The organism is Streptomyces sp. BHT-5-2 (assembly GCF_019774615.1).
GTDB lineage: Bacteria > Actinomycetota > Actinomycetes > Streptomycetales > Streptomycetaceae > Streptomyces.
The window spans coordinates 2,394,495-2,421,434 of record NZ_CP081496.1; the positions used below are offsets into that span (position 1 = coordinate 2,394,495).

General features: G+C 70.5%; 25 protein-coding genes. 8 read left to right on the forward strand and 17 right to left on the reverse strand.

Annotated elements, in window-relative coordinates; translation table 11 throughout:
- Positions 1–62: 62 nt before the first annotated feature.
- From K2224_RS10650 to K2224_RS10665, 4 genes are all read right to left on the reverse strand, one after another.
- Positions 63–926, reverse strand: coding sequence for an aldehyde dehydrogenase family protein (locus K2224_RS10650; RefSeq protein WP_221906330.1), 864 nt, complete (start codon positions 924–926; stop codon positions 63–65).
- A complete protein-coding gene (locus K2224_RS10655; RefSeq protein ID WP_221906331.1) occupies positions 919–2,349 on the reverse strand; it encodes an aldehyde dehydrogenase family protein in 1,431 nt (476 codons plus the stop codon). Before K2224_RS10655 ends, K2224_RS10650 begins: the two co-directional genes overlap by 8 nt.
- A gap of 2 nt (positions 2,350–2,351) precedes the next feature.
- A complete protein-coding gene (gene deoC / locus K2224_RS10660) occupies positions 2,352–3,347 on the reverse strand; it encodes a deoxyribose-phosphate aldolase (protein ID WP_221909571.1) in 996 nt (331 codons plus the stop codon).
- Positions 3,348–3,508: 161 nt separating this feature from the next.
- Positions 3,509–4,966, reverse strand: coding sequence for a serine hydrolase (locus K2224_RS10665; RefSeq protein WP_221906332.1), 1,458 nt, complete (start codon positions 4,964–4,966; stop codon positions 3,509–3,511).
- Between the two features lie 160 nt (positions 4,967–5,126).
- Here K2224_RS10665 and K2224_RS10670 point away from each other — a divergent pair, with 160 nt between their 5' ends.
- Both K2224_RS10670 and K2224_RS10675 read left to right on the forward strand, forming a co-directional pair.
- The gene (locus K2224_RS10670) at positions 5,127–5,852 is read left to right on the forward strand and encodes a TetR/AcrR family transcriptional regulator (protein ID WP_221906333.1); all 726 of its coding nucleotides are present in this window, start codon (positions 5,127–5,129) and stop codon (positions 5,850–5,852) included.
- Positions 5,853–5,960: 108 nt separating this feature from the next.
- Positions 5,961–6,590: a PH domain-containing protein gene (locus K2224_RS10675; RefSeq protein ID WP_221906334.1), complete on the forward strand. Its 630-nt coding sequence runs from the start codon at positions 5,961–5,963 to the stop codon at positions 6,588–6,590.
- A gap of 27 nt (positions 6,591–6,617) precedes the next feature.
- Here the strand turns inward: K2224_RS10675 and K2224_RS10680 are convergent, their stop codons facing one another.
- From K2224_RS10680 to K2224_RS10715, 8 genes are all read right to left on the reverse strand, one after another.
- Positions 6,618–7,226: a carbonic anhydrase gene (locus tag K2224_RS10680; protein WP_221906335.1), complete on the reverse strand. Its 609-nt coding sequence runs from the start codon at positions 7,224–7,226 to the stop codon at positions 6,618–6,620.
- A 177-nt stretch (positions 7,227–7,403) separates the two neighbouring features.
- On the reverse strand, positions 7,404–8,276 hold the full coding sequence (locus K2224_RS10685; protein ID WP_313904797.1) for a methyltransferase: 873 nt from the start codon (positions 8,274–8,276) through the stop codon (positions 7,404–7,406).
- A 16-nt stretch (positions 8,277–8,292) separates the two neighbouring features.
- Positions 8,293–10,095: a group II intron reverse transcriptase/maturase gene (ltrA, locus tag K2224_RS10690; protein WP_221906336.1), complete on the reverse strand. Its 1,803-nt coding sequence runs from the start codon at positions 10,093–10,095 to the stop codon at positions 8,293–8,295.
- Positions 10,096–10,704: 609 nt separating this feature from the next.
- Positions 10,705–11,109, reverse strand: a complete 405-nt coding sequence (locus tag K2224_RS10695; protein WP_221906337.1) for a hypothetical protein — start codon at positions 11,107–11,109, stop codon at positions 10,705–10,707.
- Between the two features lie 299 nt (positions 11,110–11,408).
- On the reverse strand, positions 11,409–11,753 hold the full coding sequence (locus K2224_RS10700) for a hypothetical protein (RefSeq protein WP_221906338.1): 345 nt from the start codon (positions 11,751–11,753) through the stop codon (positions 11,409–11,411).
- On the reverse strand, positions 11,750–12,058 hold the full coding sequence (locus K2224_RS10705) for a hypothetical protein (RefSeq protein WP_221909972.1): 309 nt from the start codon (positions 12,056–12,058) through the stop codon (positions 11,750–11,752). The genes K2224_RS10700 and K2224_RS10705 overlap by 4 nt, the downstream gene beginning before the upstream one ends.
- Positions 12,059–12,152: 94 nt before the next feature.
- The gene (locus K2224_RS10710) at positions 12,153–12,641 is read right to left on the reverse strand and encodes a recombinase family protein (protein ID WP_221906339.1); all 489 of its coding nucleotides are present in this window, start codon (positions 12,639–12,641) and stop codon (positions 12,153–12,155) included.
- 94 nt (positions 12,642–12,735) lie between these two features.
- Positions 12,736–13,938, reverse strand: coding sequence for a helix-turn-helix domain-containing protein (locus K2224_RS10715; RefSeq protein ID WP_221909573.1), 1,203 nt, complete (start codon positions 13,936–13,938; stop codon positions 12,736–12,738).
- A 677-nt stretch (positions 13,939–14,615) separates the two neighbouring features.
- On the opposite strand from K2224_RS10715, the gene K2224_RS10720 reads away from it, so the two are divergent.
- Together K2224_RS10720 and K2224_RS10725 are read left to right on the forward strand one after the other, a co-directional pair.
- The gene (locus K2224_RS10720) at positions 14,616–14,951 is read left to right on the forward strand and encodes a hypothetical protein (protein ID WP_221906340.1); all 336 of its coding nucleotides are present in this window, start codon (positions 14,616–14,618) and stop codon (positions 14,949–14,951) included.
- Between the two features lie 6 nt (positions 14,952–14,957).
- The gene (locus tag K2224_RS10725; RefSeq protein WP_221906341.1) at positions 14,958–15,710 is read left to right on the forward strand and encodes a hypothetical protein; all 753 of its coding nucleotides are present in this window, start codon (positions 14,958–14,960) and stop codon (positions 15,708–15,710) included.
- A gap of 176 nt (positions 15,711–15,886) precedes the next feature.
- Here the strand turns inward: K2224_RS10725 and K2224_RS10730 are convergent, their stop codons facing one another.
- The 3 genes from K2224_RS10730 to K2224_RS10740 form a co-directional block, all read right to left on the reverse strand.
- Positions 15,887–17,563, reverse strand: a complete 1,677-nt coding sequence (locus K2224_RS10730; RefSeq protein ID WP_221906342.1) for a phospho-sugar mutase — start codon at positions 17,561–17,563, stop codon at positions 15,887–15,889.
- Positions 17,564–17,652: 89 nt separating this feature from the next.
- The gene (locus K2224_RS10735; RefSeq protein ID WP_221906343.1) at positions 17,653–18,468 is read right to left on the reverse strand and encodes a purine-nucleoside phosphorylase; all 816 of its coding nucleotides are present in this window, start codon (positions 18,466–18,468) and stop codon (positions 17,653–17,655) included.
- A 127-nt stretch (positions 18,469–18,595) separates the two neighbouring features.
- A complete protein-coding gene (locus K2224_RS10740; RefSeq protein ID WP_018541767.1) occupies positions 18,596–19,033 on the reverse strand; it encodes a gamma-glutamylcyclotransferase in 438 nt (145 codons plus the stop codon).
- Between the two features lie 140 nt (positions 19,034–19,173).
- On the opposite strand from K2224_RS10740, the gene K2224_RS10745 reads away from it, so the two are divergent.
- Together K2224_RS10745 and K2224_RS10750 are read left to right on the forward strand one after the other, a co-directional pair.
- Positions 19,174–20,619 (forward strand): NAD(P)H-quinone dehydrogenase, encoded by a 1,446-nt coding sequence (locus K2224_RS10745; protein WP_221906344.1) that lies wholly within the window; start codon positions 19,174–19,176, stop codon positions 20,617–20,619.
- 281 nt (positions 20,620–20,900) lie between these two features.
- Positions 20,901–21,875, forward strand: coding sequence for a DeoR/GlpR family DNA-binding transcription regulator (locus K2224_RS10750; RefSeq protein ID WP_221906345.1), 975 nt, complete (start codon positions 20,901–20,903; stop codon positions 21,873–21,875).
- Positions 21,876–21,976: 101 nt separating this feature from the next.
- Here the strand turns inward: K2224_RS10750 and K2224_RS10755 are convergent, their stop codons facing one another.
- Positions 21,977–22,549: a TetR/AcrR family transcriptional regulator gene (locus K2224_RS10755; RefSeq protein WP_221909574.1), complete on the reverse strand. Its 573-nt coding sequence runs from the start codon at positions 22,547–22,549 to the stop codon at positions 21,977–21,979.
- Between the two features lie 338 nt (positions 22,550–22,887).
- Between K2224_RS10755 and K2224_RS10760 the strand changes: the two genes are divergently transcribed.
- Positions 22,888–24,072 carry an esterase family protein gene (locus tag K2224_RS10760; RefSeq protein ID WP_221906346.1) on the forward strand — a complete coding sequence of 395 codons (1,185 nt, stop codon included), beginning with the start codon at positions 22,888–22,890 and terminating at the stop codon, positions 24,070–24,072.
- Between the two features lie 113 nt (positions 24,073–24,185).
- On the opposite strand, the gene K2224_RS10765 is transcribed toward K2224_RS10760, so the two are convergent.
- Entirely contained in the window at positions 24,186–25,955 is a 1,770-nt protein-coding gene (locus tag K2224_RS10765; RefSeq protein ID WP_221906347.1) for a biotin carboxylase N-terminal domain-containing protein, read from the reverse strand.
- Positions 25,956–26,414: 459 nt separating this feature from the next.
- Here K2224_RS10765 and K2224_RS10770 point away from each other — a divergent pair, with 459 nt between their 5' ends.
- Positions 26,415–26,879, forward strand: coding sequence for a hypothetical protein (locus K2224_RS10770; RefSeq protein WP_221906348.1), 465 nt, complete (start codon positions 26,415–26,417; stop codon positions 26,877–26,879).
- The last annotated feature ends 61 nt before the right edge of the window (positions 26,880–26,940 follow it).

Here is a 26,940-nt window from a genome sequence, read left to right on the forward strand (position 1 = left end):
CCGCCCCGAGGGCGAGGTCCCGCGCCGTTCGTCCTGCCGGCCCGGACGGGGGCCGGAGGACGTCAGACCCCCATCGGGTGCCAGACCGTCTTGGTCTCCAGGAAGGCCAGCAGCCGGTCCGTACCCGGATCGGCGGACCAGTCCGTGGCCCGTGGGCGCAGCACCCGCTTGAGGTTGTCGGCCGCCGCGGTCTGAAGCTCCTTCGCCAGGTCGGCGTCGGCGCCCGTCAGATCAAGGGCGTTGACGTCCTGGTGGGCGGCGAGCGGGGCGCCGAGCTCCGCCGTACGGCCGGAGAGGAGGTTGACCACCCCGCCCGGCAGGTCGGAGGTGGCCAGCACCTCGGCCAGCGACAGCGCCGGCAGCGGGGCCCGCTCGGACGTCACGACCACCGCGGTGTTCCCCGTGACGATCACCGGGGCGAGCACCGAGACCAGGCCCAGGAACGACGACTCCTGGGGCGCCAGCACGGCGACCACACCGGTCGGCTCGGGCGCGGAGAGGTTGAAGTACGGGCCCGCGACCGGGTTCGACGAGCCGGCGATCTGGGCGACCTTGTCGGACCAGCCCGCGTACCAGACCCAGCGGTCGATCGCCGCGTCCACCTGCGCCGCGGCCTTGGCCTTCGAGAGCCCCTCGGCGTCCGCCACCTCGGCGACGAACTGCTCCCGGCGGCCCTCCAGCATCTCCGCGACGCGGTAGAGGATCTGGCCCCGGTTGTACGCCGTGGCGCCCGACCAGCCGCCGAACGCCTTGCGGGCGGCGACCACCGCGTCCCGGGCGTCCTTGCGGGAGGCCAGCGGGGCGTTGGCGAGCCAGCGGTCCTTCACGTCGGTCACCTCGTACACCCGCCCGCTCTCGGACCGGGGGAACCTGCCCCCGACGTACAGCTTGTAGGTCTTGAGAACGCCCAGTCGTGCGTCAGACATTGAGGTACGCCTCCAGACCGTGCCGGCCGCCCTCGCGGCCGAAGCCCGACTCCTTGTAGCCGCCGAACGGCGAGGTCGGGTCGAACTTGTTGAACGTGTTGGACCAGATGACGCCGGCCCGCAGCTTGCTCGCCATCCACAGCATGCGCGAGCCCTTCTCCGTCCAGATGCCCGCCGACAGGCCGTACGGCGTGTTGTTGGCCTTGGCCACCGCCTCCTCCGGCGTGCGGAAGGTCAGCACCGACAGCACCGGGCCGAAGATCTCCTCGCGGGCGATCCGGTGCGCCTGGGTGACGCCGGTGAACAGCGTCGGCGCGAACCAGTAGCCGGAGCCGGGCAGTTCGCAGGCCGGGGACCAGCGCTCGGCGCCCTCGGCCTCGCCCGCCGCGGTCAGCTCGGTGATCCGGGAGAGCTGCTCGGCGGAGTTGATCGCGCCGATGTCGGTGTTCTTGTCCAGCGGGTCGCCGACCCGCAGGGTGGACATCCGGCGCTTGAGCGCGTCCAGCAGCTCGTCCTGGACCGACTCCTGGACCAGCAGCCGGGAGCCCGCGCAGCACACGTGCCCCTGGTTGAAGAAGATCCCGTTGACGATCCCCTCGACGGCCTGGTCGATCGGCGCGTCGTCGAAGACGATGTTGGCCGCCTTGCCGCCCAGTTCGAGGGTGAGCTTCTTGTCCGTGCCGGCGACCGTGCGGGCGATCGCCTTGCCCACGCCGGTGGAGCCGGTGAAGGCGACCTTGTCGATGCCGGGGTGGGCCACCAGCGCCGCGCCGGTCGAACCGTCACCGGTGACGATGTTGACGACGCCCTTGGGGAGCCCGGCCTGGCGGCAGATGTCCGCGAAGAAGAGCGCCGACAGGGGCGTGGTCTCCGCCGGCTTCAGCACGACGGTGTTGCCGCAGGCCAGCGCCGGAGCGACCTTCCACGCCAGCATCAGCAGCGGGAAGTTCCAGGGGATGACCTGGCCGGCGACGCCCAGCGGGCGCGGGTCCGCCCCGAAGCCGGCGTGGCCGAGCTTGTCCGCCCAGCCCGCGTAGTAGAAGAAGTGCGCGGCCACCAGCGGCAGGTCGGCGTCCCGCGACTCGCGGATCGGCTTGCCGTTGTCCAGCGTCTCCAGGACGGCCAGCTCGCGCGAGCGCTCCTGGATGATCCGGGCGATCCGGAAGAGGTACTTGGCGCGCTCGGCGCCGGGCAGCGCCGACCACTTCTCGAACGCCCTGCGGGCCGCCTGCACGGCGCGGTCGACGTCCTCGGCGGTGCCCTGGGTGTACTCGGCCAGCACCTCCTCGGTGGCCGGCGAGACGGTCTTGCGCAGGCCGCCGCCCGCGCCGTCGGCGAACTCGCCGTCGATGAACAGCCCGTAGGAGGACGCGAGGTCCACCACGGCGCGCGACTCGGGCGCCGGTGCGTAGTCAAAGGTCATGGTCAGTCCACCGTGACGTAGTCGGGGCCGGAGTAGCGGCCGGTGCTGAGCTTCTGACGCTGCATCAGCAGATCGTTGAGGAGGCTGGAGGCGCCGAAGCGGAACCAGTCGGCGGTCAGCCACTCCTCGCCCAGCGTCTCGTTGACCATCACCAGGTACTTGATCGCGTCCTTGGTCGTCCGGATGCCGCCGGCCGGCTTGACGCCGACCTGCACGCCGGTCGCGGCGGCGAAGTCCCGCACCGCCTCCAGCATCAGCAACGTGACCGGAGGCGTGGCGTTCACCGCCACCTTGCCCGTCGAGGTCTTGATGAAGTCGGCGCCGGCCAGCATCGACAGCCAGGAGGCCCGGCGGACGTTGTCGTAGGTCTGCAGCTCGCCGGTCTCGAAGATGACCTTCAGGTGCGCGGCGCTGCCGTCGGGCCGGGCACACGCCTCCTTCACGGCCTTGATCTCCTCGAAGACCGACAGGTAGCGGCCGGAGAGGAAGGCGCCCCGGTCGATCACCATGTCGATCTCGTCGGCGCCGGCGGCCACCGCGTCCCGGGTGTCGGCCAGCTTGACCGGCAGCGCGGCCCGGCCCGCCGGGAAGGCGGTGGCGACCGAGGCGACGTGGATGCCGGAGTCGCCCAGCGCCTCCTTGGCGACGCCGACCATGTCCGGGTAGACGCAGATCGCGGCGACCTTGGGTGCGGTGCGGTCGGTGGGGTCGGGGTGGACGCCCTTGGCGCACAGCGCCCGGACCTTGCCGGGGGTGTCCGCGCCTTCGAGTGTCGTCAGGTCGATCATCGAGATGGCGAGGTCGATGGCGTACGCCTTCGCCGAGGTCTTGATCGAGCGGGTGCCGAGCGTGGCGGCGCGGGCCTGGAGCCCTACCGCGTCGACGCCGGGGAGTCCGTGCAGGAAGCGGCGCAGCGCCCCGTCCGAGGCGGTCACGTCCGCCATCGATACCAGGCGCCCCGCGGCCTCTTTGCCGTATGCGGGAACAGTGGTGGGCATGGTCACGAGGGGAGCATATCTACGCGCGTAGCTTCCTGTCACCCCCTGGATTTCGCCGCTCTTTCCTCCGCGCGAGGAGGCGCCCGGACGGGGAGGCGCGGGCGGCGCCGGGCAGGCCGCCGGACGTCGGCGGCCTGCCCGCCTGCCGCGGTGGCGGCCTGCTACGCGACCTTGGGGCCGCAGCGCATTCCGATGTAGACGCAGGCCGTGCCGTCCGCCCGTGTGGAGAAGACCACGGGCATGTAGTCCTCGCTGAAGGCAGCGCCCACCCCGGTACCCGCGAAGACCGTCTCCGTCACCGGGACCAGGTCTATCTCCAGCGGATCGGAGAAGTCCTTCATGCCGTCGACGAACTCGTACACCATGTGGCCCGCACCGTCCCGCTCGGTCACCGTGATGACCACGCCCGCGCGCCGGTACGTGCCGACGAACGGCGCGAAGTCGACCACGGGCGGCTGGGCCGGTGGGGCGAAGGGCTCCGGCATCGTCACCCCGGCCAGCTCGGCGAGGAGTTCCCGGTAGAGCGCCGCGTACAGTTCGCGCGCACCGCCGCCGTTGGTGAGCAGCGCGACCGCGACGCCCGCCGACGGCACCACGCGCAGATAGCCGTACTGCCCGATCGAGGCGCCGTCGTGCCCGTAACCCCGGACGCCGTTCCAGTCGTACAGGGTCCAGCCCAGGCCCCAACCGTCCGCGCTGACCGTCCACTTGTCGGGGGAGTCGACCACCCGCCGCTGCATCAGTGCGACCGTCTCCTCGGAGAGTATGCGCGTGCCGTCCTGTGCCACGCCGCCGTCGAGGTGCATCTGCGCGAGCCGGGCGACGTCCCCGGCCGTGGCGATGACCCTGCCGTAGGGGCCGGCCGAGCGCGGCATCAGGTCCCAGGACGGTGCCGGGTCCGGGGCCTGGCCCGCCTCGCCCAGGTGCCCCATCGCCGCCCGGAACCGCAGCGCCTCCTCGGGAAGCGTCATCGTGTGCGTGAGGCCGAGCGGGGTGAGGAGCAGGTCCTTGAGCGCCTCGTCCCATACCTGGCCCGTGATCACCTCGATGATCCGGCCGAGCACGTTGTATCCGATGCCGCTGTACGAGATCGCGGTGCCGGGCGGGCAGTCGAGCGCCACGTCCCTGGCGGCCGCCACGTACTTGGCGAGGCAGTCGTCACCGCGCCCGCTGTCGTAGGTGAAGTCGCAGGTGAGACCGCTCGTGTGGCTGAGGAGCTGGCGCGTGGTGATCGTCCTGGTCGCCTCGGCGTCGGCGACCGAGAACTCCGGCAGCACGTCCACGACCGGTGCGTCCAGGTCCAGCCGGCCCGCATCGACGAGCCGCATGATCAGGGTGGCGGTGTAGATCTTGGCGATCGAGCCCATCTGGAAGACGGAGTCGGTCGTCGCCGTGACTCCCGTGCCGCGGTGGAGTACACCACTGGCCAGCTCGTGGACGGTCCCGTCCACGAGGATCGCGAGGGAGGCGGCCGGGACGTGGTGCTGGGCGCGCAGTGCGTCGAGGCGGTTCTGCCAGTGGACGAGGTCCAGCTTCCGGCCCGCCGAGTTCCTGGTCCCCCAGTCGCCCTTGGCCGCCCAGTTGCCCTGCGCGTCCCAGCTCACGTTCTTCTCGGACATGTCGACTCCCCTTCGATGCGTACGGCGTTCTCTCGATGTTAACACCGTACGCATGACGTAACGCTGTACGCAAGATGCGTACGGCGTGCGCTAACGTGAGGGGGAACCTGAGGGGGCGACGGACGTGGGACGACGCCGGACGAACGGAGACGAGGGCCGCATGCCGAACGACGAGAAGCCGATCACCTCGGTGTGGACCCGGCCGCGCCCCAAGAAGCGGGAACACCTGACCCGCGAGCAGATCGTCGCCGAAGCGATCCGTCTGCTGGACGCGGAGGGCGTCGAGGAGCTCAGCATGCGCAAGCTCGGCACCCGCCTGGGCACGGCCGCCACCTCGCTGTACCGGCACGTGGCCAACAAGGACGAGCTGATCGAGCTGGTCGTCGACGACGTCTACGGCGAACCGGACGTACCGACCGTCGTCGACGGGAAGCGGTGGCGGGCGGCCGTCACCCACGCCGCCGGCGAACTGCGGGCCATGACCCTGCGCCACCCGTGGATCGCCCCCGAACTGGGCCAGGTCGGCCTCGTCCACATCGGACCGAACGCCATGCGGATGTCGTCGGCGCTGCTCGCGCAGTTCGAGGCGGCGGGCTTTCCCGCGGACGAGATGGACCAGGCCATGGCCACGCTCATGGCGTACGTCATCGGGATCGCGACCGCCGAGGCCGCGTACCTCTCGCTGATCGCCCGCAGCGGCCGGACCGAGCAGGAGTGGGTGGCGGGCCTGCGACCGGCCTTCGACGAGGCGACGCGGGAGCACCCCCGGCTGCGCGCGGGAAGCTCCGCCCGGCAGGACGTGCCTCCGCAGCGGATCCGTGACGACAACTTCGCGTACGGGCTCGACCGGGTCCTCGACGGCCTGGCGACCCGACTGACGGCATAGGGCGCTGCCGGCGGACCGGGGCCCGGTGCGGCACCGGCCGGACATCGATGCCGTACCGCAATATCCACTCCGTGTCCGGCATCCGGACGGTCGGGCAGAATCGGCGGCATGACGCGCCCGGAACCGTCCACCTCGCCCCGTCCGCAGTACGCGGAGCGCAGCTACCGCTCGCCGGCGGCCCTCGTCGGTGGCGCGCTGCTCATCCTGCTCGGGCTGTGGCTCGGCGCCGACGCCCTGCTGCGCGGCACCGCCCACACCAAGCTCACCGCCCTCTTCGCGCTGCTCTTCGGTGTGCCCCTGGTCTTCGCCTTCTCCTTCCGCCCGCTGGTCCGGGCGAGCGAGGACCGGCTGCTGGTGCGCAACCCGTTCCGGACGATCACGCTGCCCTGGGCGGCCGTCGAGGAGCTGCGCGCGCACTTCTCGGCGGAGGTCTTCGTGAGCGGCGGCGGCAAGTACCAGCTCTGGGCCGTCCCGGTCTCCCTCCGCCAGCGCAAGAGGGCGGCCCGGCAGGCGTCGCGCGGCGCGGGCGCGAAGCGCCCCCGCTTCGGCCTCGACGCGGACACCGGCCCGGTCCCGAAGGCGATGGCCGACCAGACCCTCGCCGAACTCCGCGAGATCAAGGAGCGCGCGGCCCACCGGGAGTCCGCCCAGGGCGAGCCCCGGGCGCGCTGGTCGTACGCGGTCCTGGTGCCGAGCATGGTGGGGGCGGTGGGGCTGGTGGTGATGATGGCGTTGTGACGGCGCCGATACCGGGCGGTAGTGGGATCACAGCGGGAGGAACGCGTCAAGGACGGGGTGGTGGGTGAGGACCAGCCCGGTGTCCACCGCGTAGAACCAGCCGTGCAGTCGGAGCCTTCCGTCGGCCAGGCGCTTGTCCACGCAGGGGTAGGCGCGCAGCCGGTCCAGCTGTACGCGCACGTTGCGTTGTACGGCTTCGTGTACGCCCGGGTCCCCGTCGTGTCCGAGGGCGTCCAGGCCGTGCGGTAGCTGGGCGTCGAGCCAGCTCGCGACGGCCGGGACGGTGGTGAGGTCCTCGCCGTGTACGCGGGCGCGGACCGCTCCGCAGTGCGAGTGGCCGCACACGATGATGTCCGGGACTTCGAGCATGTCCACGGCGTATTCGATGGTTGCGGACTCGCCGCTGGGCCGCCGCTCGTCATAGTGCGGGACGGCGTTGCCGGCCGTGCGCAGCTCGAACAGGTCGCCCGGGCGGGCACCGGTTATCAGGGACGGTATGACCCGGGAGTCGGAGCACGTCACGAACAGCGCCATCGGCGACTGCCCTGCCGCGAGCCGCCCGAACTGCGCACGCTGCTGCGTGTTCTGGGCGATGCGCCGGCCCAGCGTACGGGCGTGCTCGATGAAGGACTGCATGAAGAACCCCCCATGTGCCGTGGTCGGCGGTGGGGGTGGAACGGAGTCTCCTGAGGCCGCCCGGTGGTTGCCTCTACGGGGTGCCCGTGTCGGTCCGGCGATATGCCTGGCATGGAGAGCGCACCGTTGTGCGCCGGCGCGCTCGATCCTCCGGATCGCGACCCCGGTCTGCTTTCCTCACTCCACTCGCGGAATCGGCCGAGCGGGAGTCTCCAGCCATGGCGTGTGCCGGCCGTCGGTGGTCACGGTCATACCGAAGTGCCCCGGGCGGGGGCAGGCATGGCTTCTCCACCAGTGGTGGGCCGCCTCGACTTCGCTCCAGAGGCGCCGGTTGCCGTGCTCCCAAACCGTGAACCGTTCGTCCGTCTCTCCGTCGTAGTCGATGGCGGCCCATGACGTGGCGTCGACGGTGGCCAGCCAGAGACGGGCGGACACCCCTTCAACGTCGGGGTTTTCGTGCCAGGTCCACCACACGTCGGGGAGTTGGAGGCCGATGGCGAACTGTGCCGCCCAGTCGTCCCCGGTGATGCTCCAGGGAGACAGGGTGGTGGACCTTTCGTCGGGTACGTGATCGTCCCTGACAACGTCGCGGAAGATCCTCAGATCAGTACGTTGGCCGCGCATGAGCATGAAGGCGGAGTGGGGGCGGAAGGTGCCGGAGGCGCTCCCGTCGGAATCCCCGACGAGGCGTAGGAGGCCGTAGCAGAGCCACGGTGTTTCCCAGGGGAGGAGCATGACACCTCCGGGCTTCATGCGGGCTACCCAGCCGGGCGGCACCCTTCGGACGGAACAGGTCGCCAGGACACGGTCCAGGTCGTGGCCCACTTCCAACGCTGCCCCGTCTCCGGTGACGATGTGTGGGGTCAGTCCGGTGGCCTTCAGGTTGTCTGCGGCTCGATCGGCCAGAACCGGGTCCACTTCCACTGTGGTCACCAGGTCCGAACCCAGCCGGTGGGCCAGAAGACCGGCGTTCCAGCCGGTGTCAGGTAGGACCGCCGCATTACTGCGGCGGTCCCCCCTCAGAACCGTGCATGCCACTCGTCGCGGCACACGGCTCAAGCGAGTCCTATTGGCCTGGGAAAGGCGATGCCCGCAGGTGTGCGGAAGGCTGCCGCTCCAGCCGTTTTCCGCAATGTGCGTGGATGAGTTGTTCCCGTGGAACCTTCCGATCGTTTGCCCTGGTGGTCCCCGTGAGCGACGTGACCGCCTGGAGGCGGATCGCTTTGCGGATTCCAGTGAGCCACGTTGCCCAGTCGTCCGGGTGTTGTGGCTCGGTGTCGGCGTAGAGCAGGTATTCGCCGCAGAGCGGGCACTTTCCGCGCTGGCGTTGCATCATCCGGATGCGTACGTCGCTGAGCGGTGGCTTGTGTTTCTGCCGCCGCTGTGCCCAGTATTCGGCAAGATCTGGGTCGTCCGGGGAGGCATTCCCGTTGACCATCACGTGCCGGACGATCGGTGTCCAGGCAAGCTTGGTGAGATACCGGCCCGTGGCTCGGTCGCCGAAGATCCACCGTGCTTGGCTGGCGGAGTTGAACGCACCGAAGTAGCGATCGCTGATCCACTTCTTCGATTTGTTCGGGTGCGTGCGAGCCGCCCAGCGAAAGACAGCCCACCAGAGGTAGTCATCGATGTCACTGAAGACTCGCTTGGACACTCCGTTCCGGTAATAGGCGGCCCACCCTCTCAGGATCGGATTGAGAACAGTGATCACTTCGAGTGCGTTGGTCCCACGCAGCATGCGCAGTTCGGTGCGCAGCCTGTTGCGGAACCGGGCCACCGCCGCAGAACTCGGCTTGATCAGCAGCTTGCTTCCTTTGTAGCGGCGGACGTTGTACCCAAGAAAATCAAAGCCTTCGTCGAGGTGGACGATTCGCGTCTTCTCCTCGTTGAAGGCCAAACCCCTCGGCGCCAGCCATTCGGAAAGCCGCTCCTTGACTTCTTGCGCCTGGGCATAGGAATGACACAGGGCGACGTAGTCGTCGGCGTATCGGATCAGTACCGGGCTGCCAGGTGCCGTCTTTCCGGTGTGAACACCGTCCGTTCGGTATCTGACGCCTGCGGCCCCTTCCATTCCGTGAAGAGCGATGTTCAGCAGCAGAGGGCTAATAACTCCCCCTTGCGGGGTTCCTTCCACTGTCGGGGCGAATACCCCGTTCTCGACCACACCGGCCTTGAGCCATGCTCGCACAAGTTCCCTGGCTGGGAAGGTTGCGAGCGAGGCGATGAGCCGCTGGTGGTCGATGCGGTCGAATGCCGCTGCCAGGTCGGCGTCGAGCACCCACCGGCGTTTGGAGAGGCGTCCTCTCGCCACGCGGAAGATCGCTTCGATCGCGTCGTGGCAGCCGCGGCCGGGCCGGAATCCGTAGGACCTCGACTCAAACCGCGCCTCCCATTCAGGTTCCAGTGCGTTCAGAACCAGGGCCTGCATGGCCCGATCCCGGATCACCGGAATACCCAATGGGCGCTGTTTCCCATTACTCTTCGCCACATACACGCGCCGGACCGCCATTGGCTTCCAGGTTCCCACCCGGGACTGTGTCCACTCGGCCAGCGCCGCCTTGGACGTGTCCCGTAGAACGGTGTACCCGTCCACCCCTGGGGTCTTGCGCCCTGCGTTGATCTCCGTTACGCGTCTCACTGCTACCAGAGCGTTGGACCGTGAACGGAGCATCAGCTTCTGCAAGTTGCGGACCTTCTTCAGGTCCCCTTTCCTCGATGCCGCGAAGATTCGCTGACGCAGGCGCCGTACGTCGTCTTCTACCGTGTTCCAGTCAATCGACTGCCAGTCGAAGATTCCGCCCTCAGGTCCGTTCGCTTCCCGGTTTACGGGAGCGTCTAACTTGTCTATCGGTTCCGGAGTCGTCGTCATCGTCTGCTTCGCAGACTCACCAGGCCCGCGTGGGCTCCCTTTCGGGCCAGGCATGGAGCCTGTATCCGGCCGGTTATCCAGACGATCGGCGGAGGTGCCGCGTTGCCTCGTCTGGTTTCCCGTTTCCTTTCGGCTGCCGGCATTTGCTTCTCGGGCCTTCCTGTTCCCGCTGGAGGGTTGGGCCTCCCTTGCGGTCGGCTTACCAGGTGTGTGCACGCCTGGACTCCAACGGGGTTTCCACGTTCCGCACATGCAAGATGCGACCGGTTTGGGTGCCCTCTATACCCCGGAGCAGCGGTGCTCGCACGGCCGACACCGGATCGTCGGTCGCCGCCTGCCGCTTTCCAACGGCGAGCTCTGTACGGCCCTTTGTGCACTCCATCCACGGGCCTGAATCGTAACGAGGCATCAATAAGGATTCACTTTCGTTCACCCGCTCGGCCTTCCCCGACCTGTAGCTCCTGGATGGAACAGGAACCCTTGGGCCACATTCCCCAGGCTTCGCACCTCGCGATTGCTCACAACGCGCGCTGGGGCGGGGACAGGTCTTGAGCACTGACCTGAGACAGTGATATTGGCTACTTCAGAGAGCCAACCTCCTTATCCTGTCTACTTGCAATGTGCGACCTCGTGTCGCACTCCCGTTCCGATCTCCAGTACGCGGTCCCCGCTGCGTACGTCGAGCATGTGCAGCATGCGGAAGACGATGCTGGGGGCGGAGGCGGAGCAGGACGGCCAACGTCCGTCGTCGCCGGGGTCCGCGCCATCGTTGATCTGCGTCACGACGGGTTCGTCGTCGTAGGCCGCGCGGAGCCATTCGTCCGGGCTCTTCCGGCGGTCGCATGGGGTGAGGTCGTTGCCCAGCCACACCGTGTCCGGGAGGAACCTGTGGCGGGGCACTCCCAGGTAGGCCTTTTTCCACTCAGGTGTCAGAGGCTGCGGCAGCGTCGTGTTCAGCCTGCCGAGCAGGCCGCTCGCGGCGGCCTGCTCGGCGGCTCCGGTGGTGTCGGTCATCCGGAGAGTCCTACTTCCCCTTGCTGTGCTTCGGGCCCGGGTTGGGGTCCTTGGTGTCCGACGACGGCTTGGCCGTGCCCGGGTCTTTGCCTCCGGAGTGTTTTCCGTCGCCTCCGCCGCCGCCCTTACCAGTTCCCCATGCCATTCCTGTCTCCTCCCAATGCGGCTGTCAACGTGATGGTGTGCATCCGCCCCCGGAACTCAACTGTCCAAGTCCTGCGGTCGGGACGGGTGGGTTTCGCTCCCGGGGTGGTCCCGCCCTCCCCTCTCCTGTGGTCAGGGGGCGGGACCGGTTTCCCTCACCGCGCGGGCGGACCCTGCGCGGCATCCTTCAGGGGAGCGCCCGGGATGCGCTCCCCGCAGGACGGACCGGGGCCGCGACTCTCCGAAACTCGGTGGACCTTGGCCAGATGGTGGTTCAACTCGACGGCCAGCAGTTGGATTTCACCGGGGCTCCAGGTGCAGTCGGTGAGGATTCCGCAGGCTTCCTCGATGAGCTTGGCCGCCGAGTTCATCTGTTCCGCCTCGACCTTGTCGGCGAGGCGGGAGACGTATCCGGTCCCGTTGCCGCCGAGGAGGTAGCACGGCTTCCCGTCCGGGCTGGTCCACGGCAACAGCCGGGCCGTGTCCATGGGGTTGGTCACGCGGCCACCTCCACGCCGTGAATCCGGCGGGGCCCCACGTCGATGCCGTGTACGGCCAGCCACAGCGTCCGGCGCCGCTCACGCTGCAAGCGGCGCTCACGTCGTTCCTCGGCAGTGAGGACGTACGGGCGGACCAGGGGAGTGTCCTCACCTCGTAGCAGGAGATCGGGTACGCGCTCCCGGTACGGGGTCGGTGGGTGTTCCCGCCGCACGACGGGCAGCGAACCGGGCGACCGATGGCGGCCCCGGGCCGGGAACGTCAGCCGCAGCAGCCGGATTAAGAAGCTCGCGATAGCGTTGGTCATGTCGTCAATTCCTTGGAAGTTGATGGCCACGCCCCCGGGCCGTCGCCACGGTCGCGGGGGTACTCGTGTCTTGTGGGCTCTTCTGAGGGTGTCGTCAGGCGGGCTCGGTGCCGGGGCTGTCCGGTGCGGATTCCATGACGTGCAGAAAACCGCCGGCCTGCTCGATGTCGTGGGCGACTTGGTCGTACTCCTGCGCCACAGGCGAGATCATCGAGCGCCATGCCGTGACCACCGCACCGGCCTCACCGGAGCTGATGCGCTCGACCGCCTGCCTGAGGCCCGAACGCTCGCCGGGCGGCAGTGCTTCCGCGTCGTCCTCGATCACGTCCGTGATCTCCCAGCAGAACGCGTCGGCGTATTCCGTGCAGTCCGTTCGCAGCGCCGCGATGTTCGCGCCCGGCGCGCTGCACAGGTAGATCACACAGCGGAACCGCTTGATCCGCGGGGCCTTCGTCGGTACGCCGACCTCGCCCGGTGGAATGCCCGCCGCTGCGTTGGCGAGCGCCTGTCGGCGCCGTAAGTCGTCCTCGGTTCGGCGGGTCGTGGCCGGCCCCTGCCGCTGTCCTCGCTCGATGCTGACCATGCAGCAATCGTGTCTGCCATGTCACGCATGGTGAAGTGACGAGGTGTAGGGCTGGGCAGGGCTGTCCGGCCCCGACTCGTACGCTCCGTAGGAGCTAGGCGACCAGTGGTACGCCGATCAGCTCGCTGATGTTCCGCACGCGTGCGGTGGAGACCTTGGCGAGACGCCTTCCGATGACGCCGGGCAGTGCTTGGTGCTTGACCCACTCCGGGGCGTCGAGTCCTACCTCGATCAGAGTGTCGGCGGCTCGGTCGTAGAGCTTCGTCTCGCACTGGGCCAAGGCGACGTCGAGCTTGTAGCGGTTCCGGGGGATTTTGAGCATGGTGCGGGGCAGCGTGGTGCGCGCGGCCAGTTTCAACGCCGCCCCGTGGTTCCCGAGGGCCACAGCGATTCCCACGGCCTCGGTGTTCGCAGTGGTGGGGCCGAAATATGTGCCGTACAGCACCTCGTCGCTGCCGAGCCGGGACGCCGCCGCTTGTGCCTGCGACAGGTAGTCGTTCGCGGATGCGGTGTCCCCCCGGCGCGAGGCCGCGACGGCGGCAGCGATCATCAGCCGTCCGTACGCCAGCAACTGGGGGCGGTGTGCCTTGCTGAACGACGGCTCGATCTGGACGGCCGCGCGTTCCGCGATGGACATCGCCCGGGGAACTCGCGCGCTCCGCAGGTGAATCCAGGACAGCGTCGACTCCACGAGCGCGGCCCGCACCGGATCACCGGCCTGTTCGGCCAGGCGACGTGCGGAGGCGATCGCGCTGAAGGCGAGATCACGCTGCCCGAGCAGAACCGCTGCCGAGGCGGCGGACTGGTAGGTGCTTGCGAGGACCGAGCCCAACTGTTCGCGTGCGTACCCTGTCGCCTGCCCGTAGCGAGCGCTGCCTTCAAGGAGCACCTTGGCGATGAGTTCGCTCAGCTCTCCGTAGTTCCCCCGCCAGTAGGTGGCCCACATACGGTCGAGAGCAGCCGACAGGTCGGCGAGCCCGCTCGGTTCCTCCACGCCGTCCCACTCCCCAAGAGCGCTGTCATGCACGGCGTCGGAAATCCGTCGGACGGCAGCCCTGGTGTCCCCGCTCATCCCGCGACGCGGCGCCTGCTGTCCCAGGATCACCGCGACATCGGTCCGGAGCGCATGGGCGAGCTTCAGGAGCGAACCGACGGACAACTCGCCACGGTCCTGTTCGGCCTTCTGCACGAGGGCGAGCGAGACACCCGCCGCTTCGGCGAGCCCCTGCTGTGTCAGATCGGAGCCCCGCAGGTGCTTGAGGCGCTTACCAGTCGTCAGGTCGGCCCAGTTGCTCACGATCACCTCGGTGGGTTGCTCAAAGCTCAGCGGCTGCTCCGATGGTAGGGGCCACGACCGACGCACCCGGGGCGAACGGAACAACCGGAAAGAACCGGAAGCAAAACCGAACGGCTTGGCCGCGTTCGGCACAGCCCTCAGGGGAACATTCCCTCCGCACGGTGTGGCACACCCGCTGCGGCCGTCCCCGAAGCGGCGAGGGTCGGATCTCCGTCAAGAGTGCGTGAAGCCCAAAGGTCATCAGGCAAATGTGCGAACCCTGTGTGCCTACGCTCCCTGGGCGAACCGATCACAGATGGCTTCATCAGGGGGACTTCGATGGTGCATGAGCATTCTTCGATTCATCCCGAGCCGGTCGCGGCTCTGGCGAAGGACTTCACGTCCTTTTCCGGCCATCTGGACGGCCACATCAGCGCCTTCGCCTCGCGGGCGGAGAATGTGGACGACGCCTTCGGTGTGATGTCCGAGTCCACCGAAGTCCTCTCGTCGGCAACGTCGGCTCGAAGTACGTCACCGGCCAGAAGATCACTTGGCAGGGCACGGGGCAGGACCTCCAGGACGCCGTCATATCCGGCGGGGCGGGCGCGGGAGCGTCAGCGGGCGCGGGGAAGCTCGGAGGCGAAGTCAAGGAGTGGGCGAGAAGTTCCGGGGGGCACGGAGCGGCGTGGGCTCCCGGCATGGCCATCGGCAAGGGGCTGGAGAGCGAGAACATGCTCGGCAGGATGGCCGTGGAGGGGGTCGGCAGTGGCGCAGGGCAGGCCGCGGCGGACGGGGGAGAAATGTTGATCGAAGGCGAAGATAAGGACGTTCTGCGGGACATGGGCTTCAGCGGTGCCGGCGGAGCCGTTGGTGGGGGCGCACACCACGCGGGGGACAAGGCCTTCGAGTCCGTCAGCGGCACACACCGCAAGGGCGGGCTTGCCCACTTCCCTGCCTTTCAGCAGATCGCCATCGACGGCCTCATCTACGGCGACTTCAACACAATCAACAGTGAAACAGCACAGGACGATTGATCAATCGTGTTCGAGGTCCGCAAAAGCATCAAGCGCTTCCGGGAGGACCCGGCCTGGACGTACCACAAGCATGCCCGGCCCCACATCGGTACGTTCGACCGTCGCGGCTACCCATTCAGCCTCGGCCGCGATGGTGTGGGTATCCGTGATCTGCTCCAGGGCAGTTTTCACGGTCAGGAAGTAAGCCTGTTCCATGTCCTTGCGTGGCAGCGCGCCGGCAAGAGCAGTATCGCTTGGGACTATTCCGTGGTCATGCTCCCACTGCCCCGTGCCCTCCCCTCCACCGCCGTCACGGCCCGTCGGGTGAGGGTCCCCGACGAAAGCATTCCCGCGCTGAACCGCGTCACCGGCCGCGGCAGGGATCTGCCCCGCCTCGGCAGCCACCTGGTCCGCTACTGCGCCGACGATCCCGACTTCGCGGCTCTCATCAGCACGTACGCCATGGAACGGCTCATGCATGACGCCCTGTTGGGGTGGCGCATCGAGGGCGACCGCATCATCGGGTGGACGTACGGGCGCAAGACGTACGAGGACATTCTGTCCCTTGCCGAAACCCTGTCGACCATCGTCGACGACTTCCCCGAAGAGGTGTGGAGCTGGCCACCGCCACTGGAGCCCGGCGCCAACATTCAGCGTCAGCGCAACGGCCTCGGCAAGCATCGCAGACCCGTCCGGGAGGGGTTCATCCGCCGGGCCGTGGATCCCGCTCGCTGGGTCTGGAAACGGCCGCGTCAGCAGCCTGAACAGGCGGATGACTGACCGCATGCCGGGGTGCGGCTGCTTGCGGATCTCTCGCGGCCGGGGCGTGGCGTGCGGCCCGGTGGCCGCCTCGCCCACGGCCTGGTTGCGGCACGCCGGCTTCAACACCCGCAAGGGCCGGGCTCCGAAGAGTCCGGCCCTTGGCCCATGCGTATACGCATGCGTCAGATGGAGCGTCAGATCCCGGCCGCCGCCGACAGATCCCGCTTGATGGCGGCCAGGGTTGCCGTGGCCTTCTCGCGGGCCGCGGGCAGGCCCGCGGCGTCCGTCACCGGCACCACCACCTCCAGATAGCACTTGAGCTTGGGCTCGGTGCCGCTGGGGCGGACCACGACCCGGGCCGCCTCGATGCCGTCGGCCGGCGCGCCCGACAGGTAGTAGCGCAGCCCGTCGGTCGCCGGGAGGGCGGCGCTGCCCTCGTTCAGGTCGTCCGCGCGGGCGACCTTCAGGCCGGCCAGCGTCACCGGCGGCTCGGCGCGCAGTCGGCGCATCGCGTCGGCGATCAGCGACAGGTCCGTGACCCGCACCGAGAGCTGGTCGGTGGCGTGCAGGCCGAACTCCACGGCCAGTTCGTCGAGGAGGTCGGAGAGGGTGCGGCCGGACTGCTTCAGCTCGGCGGCCAGTTCGGCGATGAGCAGGGCGGCGGTGATGCCGTCCTTGTCGCGGACGCCCTCGGGGTCGACGCAGTAGCCCAGCGCCTCCTCGTAGGCGTAGCGGAGGCCGTCGGTACGGGCCAGCCACTTGAAGCCGGTGAGCGTCTCCTGGTAGCCGACCCCCTTCGCGCCGCCGGCGATGCGGGACATGAGCTGGGAGGAGACGATGGTCGTCGCGAAGGCGCCGGTGGCGCCCTTGCGCACCAGGTGCGCGGCGAGCAGCGCGCCGACCTCGTCGCCGCGCAGCATCCGCCAGCCCTCCGGCGTACCGGGGGCGGGGACGGCGACGGCGCAGCGGTCCGCGTCGGGGTCGTTGGCGATGACGATGTCGGGTCCGGCCGTCCGGGCGGTGGCGAACGCGAGGTCCATCGCGCCCGGCTCCTCCGGGTTGGGGAAGGCGACCGTGGGGAAGTCCGGGTCCGGCTCGGCCTGTTCGGCGACGACCGTCGGGGCCGGGAAGCCGGCCCGTGCGAAGGCGGCGACGAGGGTGTCCCGGCCGACGCCGTGCATCGGCGTGTAGACGACGTCGACGGAGCGGGGGGAGCCGGGGGTGAGGACCGCGTCGGTGCGCTCCAGATAGGCGGCCAGGACGGACTCGTCCAGGGTTTCCCAGCCGGTCTCCGGGCGGGGCACGTCGGCCAGCGAGCGGACCGCGGCGATCCGCTCGGCGATCTCGCCGTCGGCGGGCGGCACGATCTGCGAGCCGTCGCCGAGGTAGACCTTGTAGCCGTTGTCCCGCGGCGGGTTGTGGCTGGCGGTCACCTCGACGCCGGCCACCGCGCCCAGGTGCCGGATGGCGAAGGCCAGGACGGGGGTCGGCAGCGGGCGGGGCAGGACCGCGGCGCGCAGGCCGGCGCCGACCATCACCGCCGCGGTGTCCCGCGCGAAGTCGGCGCTCTTGTAGCGGGCGTCGTAACCGACGACCACGAGCCCCTCCCCCTGCCCGCTGTCCTTCAGGTACGCGGCGAGGCCGGCCGCCGCCCGGATGACCACCGACCGGTTCATCCGCATCGGGCCGGCGCCCAGCTCGCCGCGCAGCCCGGCGGTGCCGAACTGGAGGGTGCCGGCGAACCGCGCCGCCAGTTCCTCGTGCCGGCCCGCCTCGATGAGGCCGGCCAGTTCGTCCCGGGTCTCCGGGTCGGGGTCCTCGGCCAGCCACGCCTGTGCCCGGCTGATCAGCTCCGCGGGAACGGTAGCCACGTGATGCTCCTGCCTGTGGATGCGGTGTGGGGGGATACGGGACGGGCCGGCCCGCCCGGGGCCGGTTCCGACCAGATCTTGCCCAGGGCCTAGATCTTGCTGAGGACCCGGCCGAGCAGCGTGCCCATCGCGATCGCGGAGTCGCGGCCCGCCTGGAGCACCTCCTCGTGGTTCAGCGGCTCGCCCGTCATGCCGGCGGCGAGGTTGGTCACCAGCGAGATGCCCAGCACCTCGGCGCCGGCCTCGCGGGCGGCGATCGCCTCCAGGACGGTGGACATGCCGACGAGGTCGGCGCCCATGGTGCGGAGCATCCGGATCTCGGCCGGGGTCTCGTAGTGCGGGCCGGGCAGCTGGGCGTAGACGCCCTCCTCCAGGCTCGCGTCGACCTCCTTGCACAGCGCGCGCAGCCGCGGCGAGTACAGGTCGGTCAGGTCGACGAAGTTGGCGCCGGCGATCGGGGAGGTCGCGGTGAGGTTGAGGTGGTCGCTGATCAGGACCGGCTGGCCCGGGCGCATGCCGTCGCGCAGGCCGCCGCAGCCGTTGGTGAGCACCACGGTCTTGCAGCCGGCGGCGACGGCGGAGCGGACGCCGTGCGCGACCGCGGCGACCCCGCGGCCCTCGTAGTAGTGGGTGCGGCCCAGGAACACCAGGGCGCGCTTCTCACCGATCTTGTACGAGCGGATCTTGCCGCCGTGGCCGGCGACGGCCGGCGGCGGGAAGCCGGGCAGCTCGGTGACCGGGAACTCGTGCTCGGGGGCGCCCAGGGCCTCGGCGGCCGGGGCCCAGCCCGACCCCATGACCAGGGCGACGTCGTGGGTCTCGGCGCCGGTGAGCTCGCGGAGGCGGGCCGCCGCGGCGGCCGCGGCGCCCTTCGGGTCGATGTCCGGGGTAACAGATGCGTTCACGCGGACGAGGGTAGCCGGTAATGCCCTACGCGCGTAGATGTCGCTGCCCACGGGCCTGTGGGCGTCGGCTTGTGGCTTCCGCCAAACGGCTGGCGGGTGTGCTCGCGCCCCCTCGGGAGCGGCCGCCTCAGCACGGGCGCTTGCGGATCTCCATGACGTAGTCGTGCGGGGCGCCGGCGGACTCGGCGGCATCGGCGATCTCGCCCAGATAGCGGGCCGAGGGGAGGCCGCCCTCATAGCCGTTGAGGACGTAGATCCAGGCGGCCTCGTCGCCGTCGAGGGTGTGCGCCCGGACCCGCATCCGTCGGTAGATGCCCAGGCCGACGCCCTCCCAGCGGTCCATGGACTCCTCGTCCATCGGGGCGATGTCGTAGAGCGCGACGAAGAGCTGGGACCCGGGGTCCTCGACGACCGTCGCCAGGGCGCCCTCCCACCCCATCTGCTCCCCGCCGAACGTGAGCCGCCAGCCGTTCAGCCAGCCGGTGCCGCGCAGCGGCGAGTGCGGTGCGCGGCGGGACATCAGCCGCGCGTCGAGGTTGCCGGCGTACGCGGCGTAGAGCGACATGCTTCCGAGGGTACGGGAGGTTCCCCGTTGGGCTCGTGGTACCGGAGGTTCGTACGACCGGCTGTCGAGAGCACACGCCCGGCGCCCGTCCGGCGCTCTCCGCGCCCCCGGGGGAGAGCCTCCGCCGGGCGTGCGGGACAATGGAGTACGTGACTCGGATCGTGATCATCGGTGGTGGACCCGGCGGATACGAAGCGGCCCTGGTGGCGGCCTCGCTCGGCGCGGAGGTGACCGTCGTCGACTGCGACGGTCTGGGCGGGGCGTCGGTGCTGACCGACTGCGTCCCCTCGAAGACCCTCATCGCCACGGCCGAGGTGATGACCACCTTCGACTCCTCCTACGAGGAGCTCGGCATCATCGTCGAGGACGACACCCCCTACAAGGAGCGTCCCGCGCGGGTGGTCGGCGTCGACCTCGGCAAGGTCAACCGACGGGTCAAGCGGCTGGCGCTGGCCCAGTCCCACGACATCACCGCCTCGGTCACCCGTGCCGGCGGCCGGGTGATGCGCGGCCGCGGCCGGCTGGAGCCGGGCCAGGCACCGGACGGCTCGCGCAAGGTCACGGTCACCGCCGCCGACGGCTCCACCGAGGGCCTGATCGCCGACGCCGTGCTGATCGCCACCGGCGCCCACCCGCGCGAGATCCCCGACGCCCAGCCGGACGGCGAGCGGATCCTGAACTGGACGCAGGTCTACGACCTCACCGAGCTGCCCGAGGAGCTCATCGTCGTCGGCTCCGGCGTCACCGGCGCCGAGTTCGCCGGCGCGTACCAGGCACTGGGGTCCCGGGTCACCCTGGTCTCCTCCCGTGACCGGGTGCTGCCGGGCGAGGACCCGGACGCCGCCGCCGTGCTGGAGGACGTCTTCCGCCGCCGCGGGATGAACGTCATGGCGCGCTCCCGGGCGCAGTCCGCCAAGCGGGTGGGCGACCGCGTCGAGGTCACCCTCGCCGACGGCCGGACGATCTCCGGCACGCACTGCCTGATGGCGGTCGGCTCCATCCCGAACACCGAGGGGATCGGGCTGGAGGGCGCCGGTGTCCGGCTGAAGGACTCCGGCCACATCTGGACCGACAAGGTCTCCCGCACCACCGCCCCCGGCGTCTACGCCGCGGGCGACTGCACCGGCGTCCTCGCGCTGGCGTCGGTCGCCGCGATGCAGGGCCGGATCGCGATGTACCACTTCCTCGGCGACGCGGTCACCCCGCTCAACCTCAAGACGGTCTCCGCCAACGTCTTCACCGACCCCGAGATCGCCACCGTCGGCTACTCCCAGGCCGACGTCGACAACGGCGTGATCGACGCCCGGGCGGTGAAGCTTCCGCTGCTGCGCAACCCGCGCGCCAAGATGCAGGGCATCCGGGACGGCTTCGTGAAGCTGTTCTGCCGGCCGGGCACCGGCATCGTCGTCGGTGGTGTGGTGGTCTCGCCGCGGGCGAGCGAGCTGATCCACCCGATTTCGATCGCGGTCGACAACAACCTGACGGTCGAGCAGATCGCCAGCGCCTTCACCGTCTACCCGTCGCTGTCCGGTTCGATCGCCGAGGTGGCCCGGCAGCTGCACACGCGGAAGACGGCCGGCGACTGACCGGTTTCCCGCAAGCCGGACCATGGAATATTTGTGCCCACGGTGGGCACTTGGGGTGAAACGGTCCTTCATGGACGGGTCCGGACAGCTCGGGCCGGGATCCGCGGTCGGTTGCCCAACAGTGCAACTGACCAGGCAGCGAGCGGGTTTGAACACGCACGGTGACGGGGATCGAGGCATGTGCATGCCGCATACCACGTGAAGCGACGCCGTGTGAACAACTTCCGTTAATTGGTGCAACCTGCTGAAAACAGACGGTCGTTGGCGTTACTGTCAGTTTCGTGTTCGCTGCAGAACGTCGCCAATTGATCCTAGAAATGGTGCGCGCAAACGGAGCGGTTTCGCTCCGTGAGCTCGCCCGCGTCGTCCAGACCTCCGAAGTGACCGTACGGCGCGACGTGCGGGCGCTGGAGGCAGAGGGACTGCTCGACCGCCGGCACGGCGGTGCGGTCCTACCAGGAGGTTTCACCCGGGAGTCCGGCTTCCCGCAGAAGTCCCACCTCGCCACTGCCGAGAAGACGGCGATCGCCGATCTCGCGGCCGGCTTCGTCGAGGAGGGCGAGGCCATCGTGGTCGGCGCCGGGACCACCACCCAGGAGCTGGCCCGCCGGCTCGCCCGCGTCCCCGGCCTGACCGTCGTCACCAACTCCCTCCTCGTCGCCCAGGCCCTGGCCCACGCCAACCGCGTGGAGGTGGTGATGACCGGCGGGACCCTGCGCGGCTCCAACTACGCGCTGGTCGGCAGCGGTGCCGAACAGTCCCTCCAGGGGCTGCGGGTCTCCCGCGCCTTCCTGTCGGGCAGCGGTCTGACCGCCGAGCGCGGGCTCTCCACCTCCAACATGCTCTCCGCCAGCGTCGACCGGGCACTGGTGCAGGCCGCGGGGGAGGTGGTGGTGCTCGCCGACCACACCAAGCTCGGCTCCGACACCATGTTCCAGACCGTGCCGACGGACGTCATCACCCGGCTCGTGACCGACGAGCCGCCCGCCCACGACGACCGGGCCGCCACCGAGTTGCAGGCACTGGCCGACCAGGGCGTCCAGATCGCCGTCGCCAGCGGCTCGCTCACCGGAGCGGCACCGGCCCAGCCGGGCATGGACGCCGCCCCGCCGGAACGCCGGAACCCGCGGCGGGACGTGCCGCTGCCGGGCCAGCGCCGCAGCCACCCGGGCGCCGCGCCCGGGGCCCCGCAGCTGCGTTCGGCGGGCACCCTCGGGGACGGCCGGGTGGCCGACCTGGCGCCGCGGCGCCGATAGGGCCGGTGTCGCGGGCGCCGACGGGCCGGAACGTCCGGCCCGGTGCCGCCCGCACCGGCGACCGGCGCGGTCCGCCCGGCCCGCCGGTCGCCGGGCGGCTCCTACGCCCCCGCCGCCCGGTCCGCCGGGTCCGGCTTCAGCCCGCGCAGCGTCAGCGTCAGCAGCCGGTCGGCCAGCTCCGGATCGTCCGGGGACTCCTCGGCGGCCAGCGCGATGCCGTTGGTGAGCTGGAGCAGATCGCCGATGACGACGCCCCGGCGCACCGCCCCGGCCTGCTGGGCCCGGGTCAGCAGCGCGGCCCCGGCCTCGCCCAGCGGGACGCGGCACCGTGCCATCCCCGAGCTCTCGTCCGCCGACGCCGTCATCAGCGCCCGGGACAGGCCCCGGTAGGCGCCCGCGTGGGCGATCAGTGCACGCAGCCAGTCCACCAGCGCGGTGCACGGCTGCGGGGCGTCGGCCAGCTCCCGGGCGTAGCCGAGCAGCGCCTCCACCTCGCCCTGGAAGACCGCGCCCATCAGGGCGGTGCGGTTGGGGAAGTGGCGGTAGAGGGTGCCGATGCCGACGCCGGCCCGGCGCGCGATGTCCTCCAGCGAGGTGTCCGTGCCGTGCTCCGTGAACGCCGTCCGGGCCTCGGCCAGCAGCCGCTCGTAGTTCCGGCGCGCATCGGCCCGCATGGGGCGCACCGCGGCCGCCCCCGCGGCCTCCGGCTCCGCCGCCGCGGCAGCCCGCCCCGCCCGCCGCCGCCCTGCCGTGTCGGTAGCCATCCCGCCGCCCTTTCTCGATCCCGCGTCCAGCATGCCATCGCGGTGCCGGCCGGCGGGCGGGGGCGTGGCCCCCGGCCTCCGGTGGACGCCCGGCGGCCGGCCGGTGACCGGGTGGCGTACCGGTGCCGTCGGGCCGGCGAACTCCTGGGAAAGGCCGCAACGCCGCCCTCCCGGCCGTCATCAAACCAGGCGCAAAGGGGCTTCCGGGGTCGTCCGGGAGCCGTCCGGGAACGTCTGGGGAACATCGCATGGGACTGACCAGCCGGCCGCTGCTGTACGCCGTGATCGCCCTCGCCGTGGCCTGTGTGGGGCTCACCGTCTGGATCTGGCCGCGGTTCTCGGGGCGCGGGCCGCGCGCGGTGCTGGGGCGGCTCGGCGCGATCGCCGGCACCCAGCTGGCCGTCGTGGCCGCGCTCGGCCTGGTGGTGAACACCAACTTCCAGTTCTACGCCTCCTGGCACGAACTCCTCGGCCTGTACGACGGGGCGCCCGCCGCCGTCGGCAAGTGGGGCGACGAGGGCACCGCCGGGCCCGCCGGCGACCCGTCGAAGGGACTGGTGCAGGCGTCCGGACCGGAGGGCCTGGACAAGGTCCACGGGGTGCCCAAGGGCCCGCCGGAGAAGAACGGCAAGGTCGAGACCGTGCGGATCGTCGGCAAGCGCACCCGGGTCGCCGACGCGGCGTACGTCTACCTGCCGCCGCAGTACTTCCAGAAGCAGTACGCCCGCCAGAGATTCCCCGTCGTCGTCGCGCTCAGCGGCTACCCGGGCGGGATATTCCTGCTCGGCCAGCACCTGCGGCTGCCGGAGACCGCCGCGAAGCTGGTCCGCAACGGCACCCTCCAGCCGACGGTCATCGTGATGATGCGGCCCACCATCGCGCCGCCGCGCGACACCGAGTGCGTCGACGTCCCCGGCGGCCCGCAGACCGAGACGTTCTTCGCGCAGGACGTCCCGGACGCCCTCAAGTCGCACTACCGGGTGGGCCACGACCCGGGCGCCTGGGGCCTGCTCGGCTACTCCTCCGGCGGCAGCTGCGCCCTCCAGCTCGCCATGCGCCACCCGCGCGCCTACACCGCGGCGGCCGCCCTCTCGCCCGACTACAAGATCTCCACCGACCCCACCACCGGCAACCTCTTCGGCGACGGCAAGGACCGCGGCAAGCGGCGCGAGGAGCACGACCTGATGTGGCGGCTGGCGCACCTGCCGGCCCCCGACGTCAACGTCCTGATCGGTACCAGCCGCAGCGGCGAGAAGAACTACCCGGCGGCGCGGGCGTTCCTGGCCGCGGTCCGCCCGCCCATGAAGGCGGACTCGATCGTCCTGGACCACGGCAGCCACAACTTCGCCACCTGGCGGCGCGAACTGCCCGCCGCGCTCCAGTGGATGAGCCGGACGCTGCTGTTCCCCGAGGAGGTCGTGGGCAAGTCGTAGGGCCCGCGCCGGCGGCCGCCGCCGGCGACGAGGAGAAGGACGGAAAAGGGGCGGGCTCCTGGTACGCGGTGTACCGGGAGCCCGCCCCTTATGACGACAGGACCCAGGGCCGGTCAGTCCTTGATCTCGCAGATCACTGCGCCGGAGGTGAGGGCCGCGCCCACCTCGGCGCTCAGGCCCTTGACGGTGCCCGAGCGGTGCGCGTTGATCGGCTGCTCCATCTTCATCGCCTCCAGGACGACGACCAGTTCGCCCTCGGCGACCTGCTGGCCCTCCTCGACGGCGACCTTGACGATGGTGCCCTGCATCGGGGAGGCCAGGGTGTCGCCGGAGACCGTGCTGCCGCTCTTCTTGGTGGCCTTGCGCTTGGGCTTGGCACCCCCGGCCACCGCGGCCCGCGCCAGCGGCATGCCGAGCGACGCCGGCAGCGAGACCTCCAGCCGCTTGCCGCCGACCTCGACCACGACGGTCTCGCGGGTGTCCGCCTCGCCCTCCTCGCCGCCGGGTGCGGTGAACGGCGGGATCTCGTTGACGAACCCGGTCTCGATCCACCGGGTGTGGACGGTGAACGGCTCGGCGGAGCCGGTGAGTTCGGGGGCGAACGCCGGGTCCTTGACGACCGCGCGGTGGAACGGGATGGCGGTGGCCATGCCCTCCACCTGGAACTCGTTCAGCGCCCGGGCGGCCCGCTGGAGGGCCTGCTCGCGGGTGGCGCCGGTGACGATCAGCTTGGCCAGCAGGGAGTCCCAGGCCGGGCCGATGACCGAGCCGGCCTCCACGCCCGCGTCCAGGCGGACGCCCGGGCCGGCCGGCGCGTCGAACCTGGTGACCGTGCCGGGCGCCGGGAGGAAGTTGCGGCCCGGGTCCTCGCCGTTGATGCGGAACTCGAAGGAGTGGCCGCGCACCGCCGGGTCGTCGTAGCCCAGCTCCTCGCCGTCGGCGATCCGGAACATCTCGCGGACCAGGTCCAGGCCGGTGACCTCCTCGGTGACCGGGTGCTCGACCTGGAGGCGGGTGTTGACCTCCAGGAAGGAGATGGTGCCGTCCTGGCCGACGAGGAACTCGCAGGTGCCGGCGCCCTCGTAGCCGGCCTCCTTGAGGATGGCCTTCGAGGCGCGGTACAGCTCGGCGTTCTGCTCCTCGCTCAGGAACGGCGCGGGGGCCTCCTCGACGAGCTTCTGGTGGCGGCGCTGGAGCGAGCAGTCACGGGTGGAGACGACGACCACGTTGCCGTGCTTGTCGGCCAGGCACTGGGTCTCGACGTGCCGCGGGCGGTCGAGGTAGCGCTCGACGAAGCACTCGCCCCGGCCGAACGCGGCGACCGCCTCGCGGACCGCGGAGTCGTAGAGCTCGGGGACCTCTTCCAGGGTGCGGGCGACCTTCAGGCCGCGGCCGCCGCCGCCGAACGCCGCCTTGATCGCGATCGGCAGGCCGTGCTCCTGGGCGAACGCGACGACCTCGTCGGAGCCGGAGACCGGGTCCGGGGTGCCGGCGACCAGCGGGGCGCCGGCGCGCTGGGCGATGTGCCGGGCCGCGACCTTGTCGCCGAGGTCGCGGATGGCGTGCGGCGGCGGGCCGATCCAGGTCAGGCCGGCGTCGAGCACGGCCTGCGCGAACTCGGCGTTCTCGGAGAGGAAGCCGTAGCCGGGGTGGACGGCGTCCGCGCCGGAATCGGCCGCCGCCTGGAGGACCTTGGCGATGTCCAGGTAGCTGGTGGCAGGGGTGTCACCGCCCAGGGCGTATGCCTCGTCCGCGGCCCGGACGTGCAGAGCGTCCCGGTCCGGGTCGGCGTAGACCGCTACGCTCCCGATGCCGGCATCCCGGCATGCACGGGCAACGCGGACAGCGATTTCGCCACGGTTGGCGATGAGCACCTTGCGCACGATGGGTCCTTCCTTGGCGCTACGCCGCAACACACTGAACGCAGCGAGTTTAGGGACTGGCGACACCGCGTGCCGACCCGTTCCCAGGGGTGAGCTTGCCCACACGGAGCGTGCACGCGGCGATGGTGAGGGACCAAAGTCCGTTGGAATCCCAGGGTAGGCCCGGATTCCAGGGCTCCGGCGCGCGGCACGATGTGGCCTAGGTCTCGAACTGCGGACACCCGGCGGACCGTCAATTCTTTGTGGAGTCCCTACGAATGGGCGAGTGAAAGTTTTCGGGTGGGCGCGGCGGGCGGAGGCATGCCGGAAGGGGGTCGGATGCGGTGGTGCAGACCCCTTGCCGTGACTATTACCCGGCAGTAGCGTGCCTGATGCCTTCTGTACTCCTGGTAACAGCTCGTAACGACGGCGCGCGGCGGCGCAGGGCGGCGCACGACCGCGCATGACGGCGGAAGTGGGGTGGGCGGGGTGGTGGCGGCGCGCAGACCGGCGGCTCTGGTGGTGGCGGTGCTCCTGGTCCTGGAAGCGGCCGGGGTCCTGCTGCTGAACTGGATCCTGAGCATCGTGGTCGACCGGCAGCAGATGTCCCTGGCCGGGCTGCGGCCGGGCGCCATGTCCGTCGGCGCCTGGGCCGGCGGCGCGGTCCTCGCCCTCTTCCTGCTCTGCTGCGCCGCGGTGCTGGCGTACGGCGCGCTGCGCGACCGGGCCCCCGGCCGCCTGGCGCGGATCGCGCTGATCTGCTGCGCGGTGGTGCAGGGCGTGGTCGGCGCGCTCTGCGTCGGCCTGGTCGGCTGGCCGGCGTTCGCCGGCATGGCCGTACTGCTCGCGCTCCTGGTCTTCATCTTGATCGCCTACGGGGACCGGATCCCGGACCCGGTGGGGAGGCCGACCGAGGGGCCGGCGGGGGGCGGTGCGCCGGCCTGAGCCCGGCGTCCGTGCGCCGCCCAGGCCGGGGCAACTCCGGCCGCTGCGGGCTTGGTTGGGC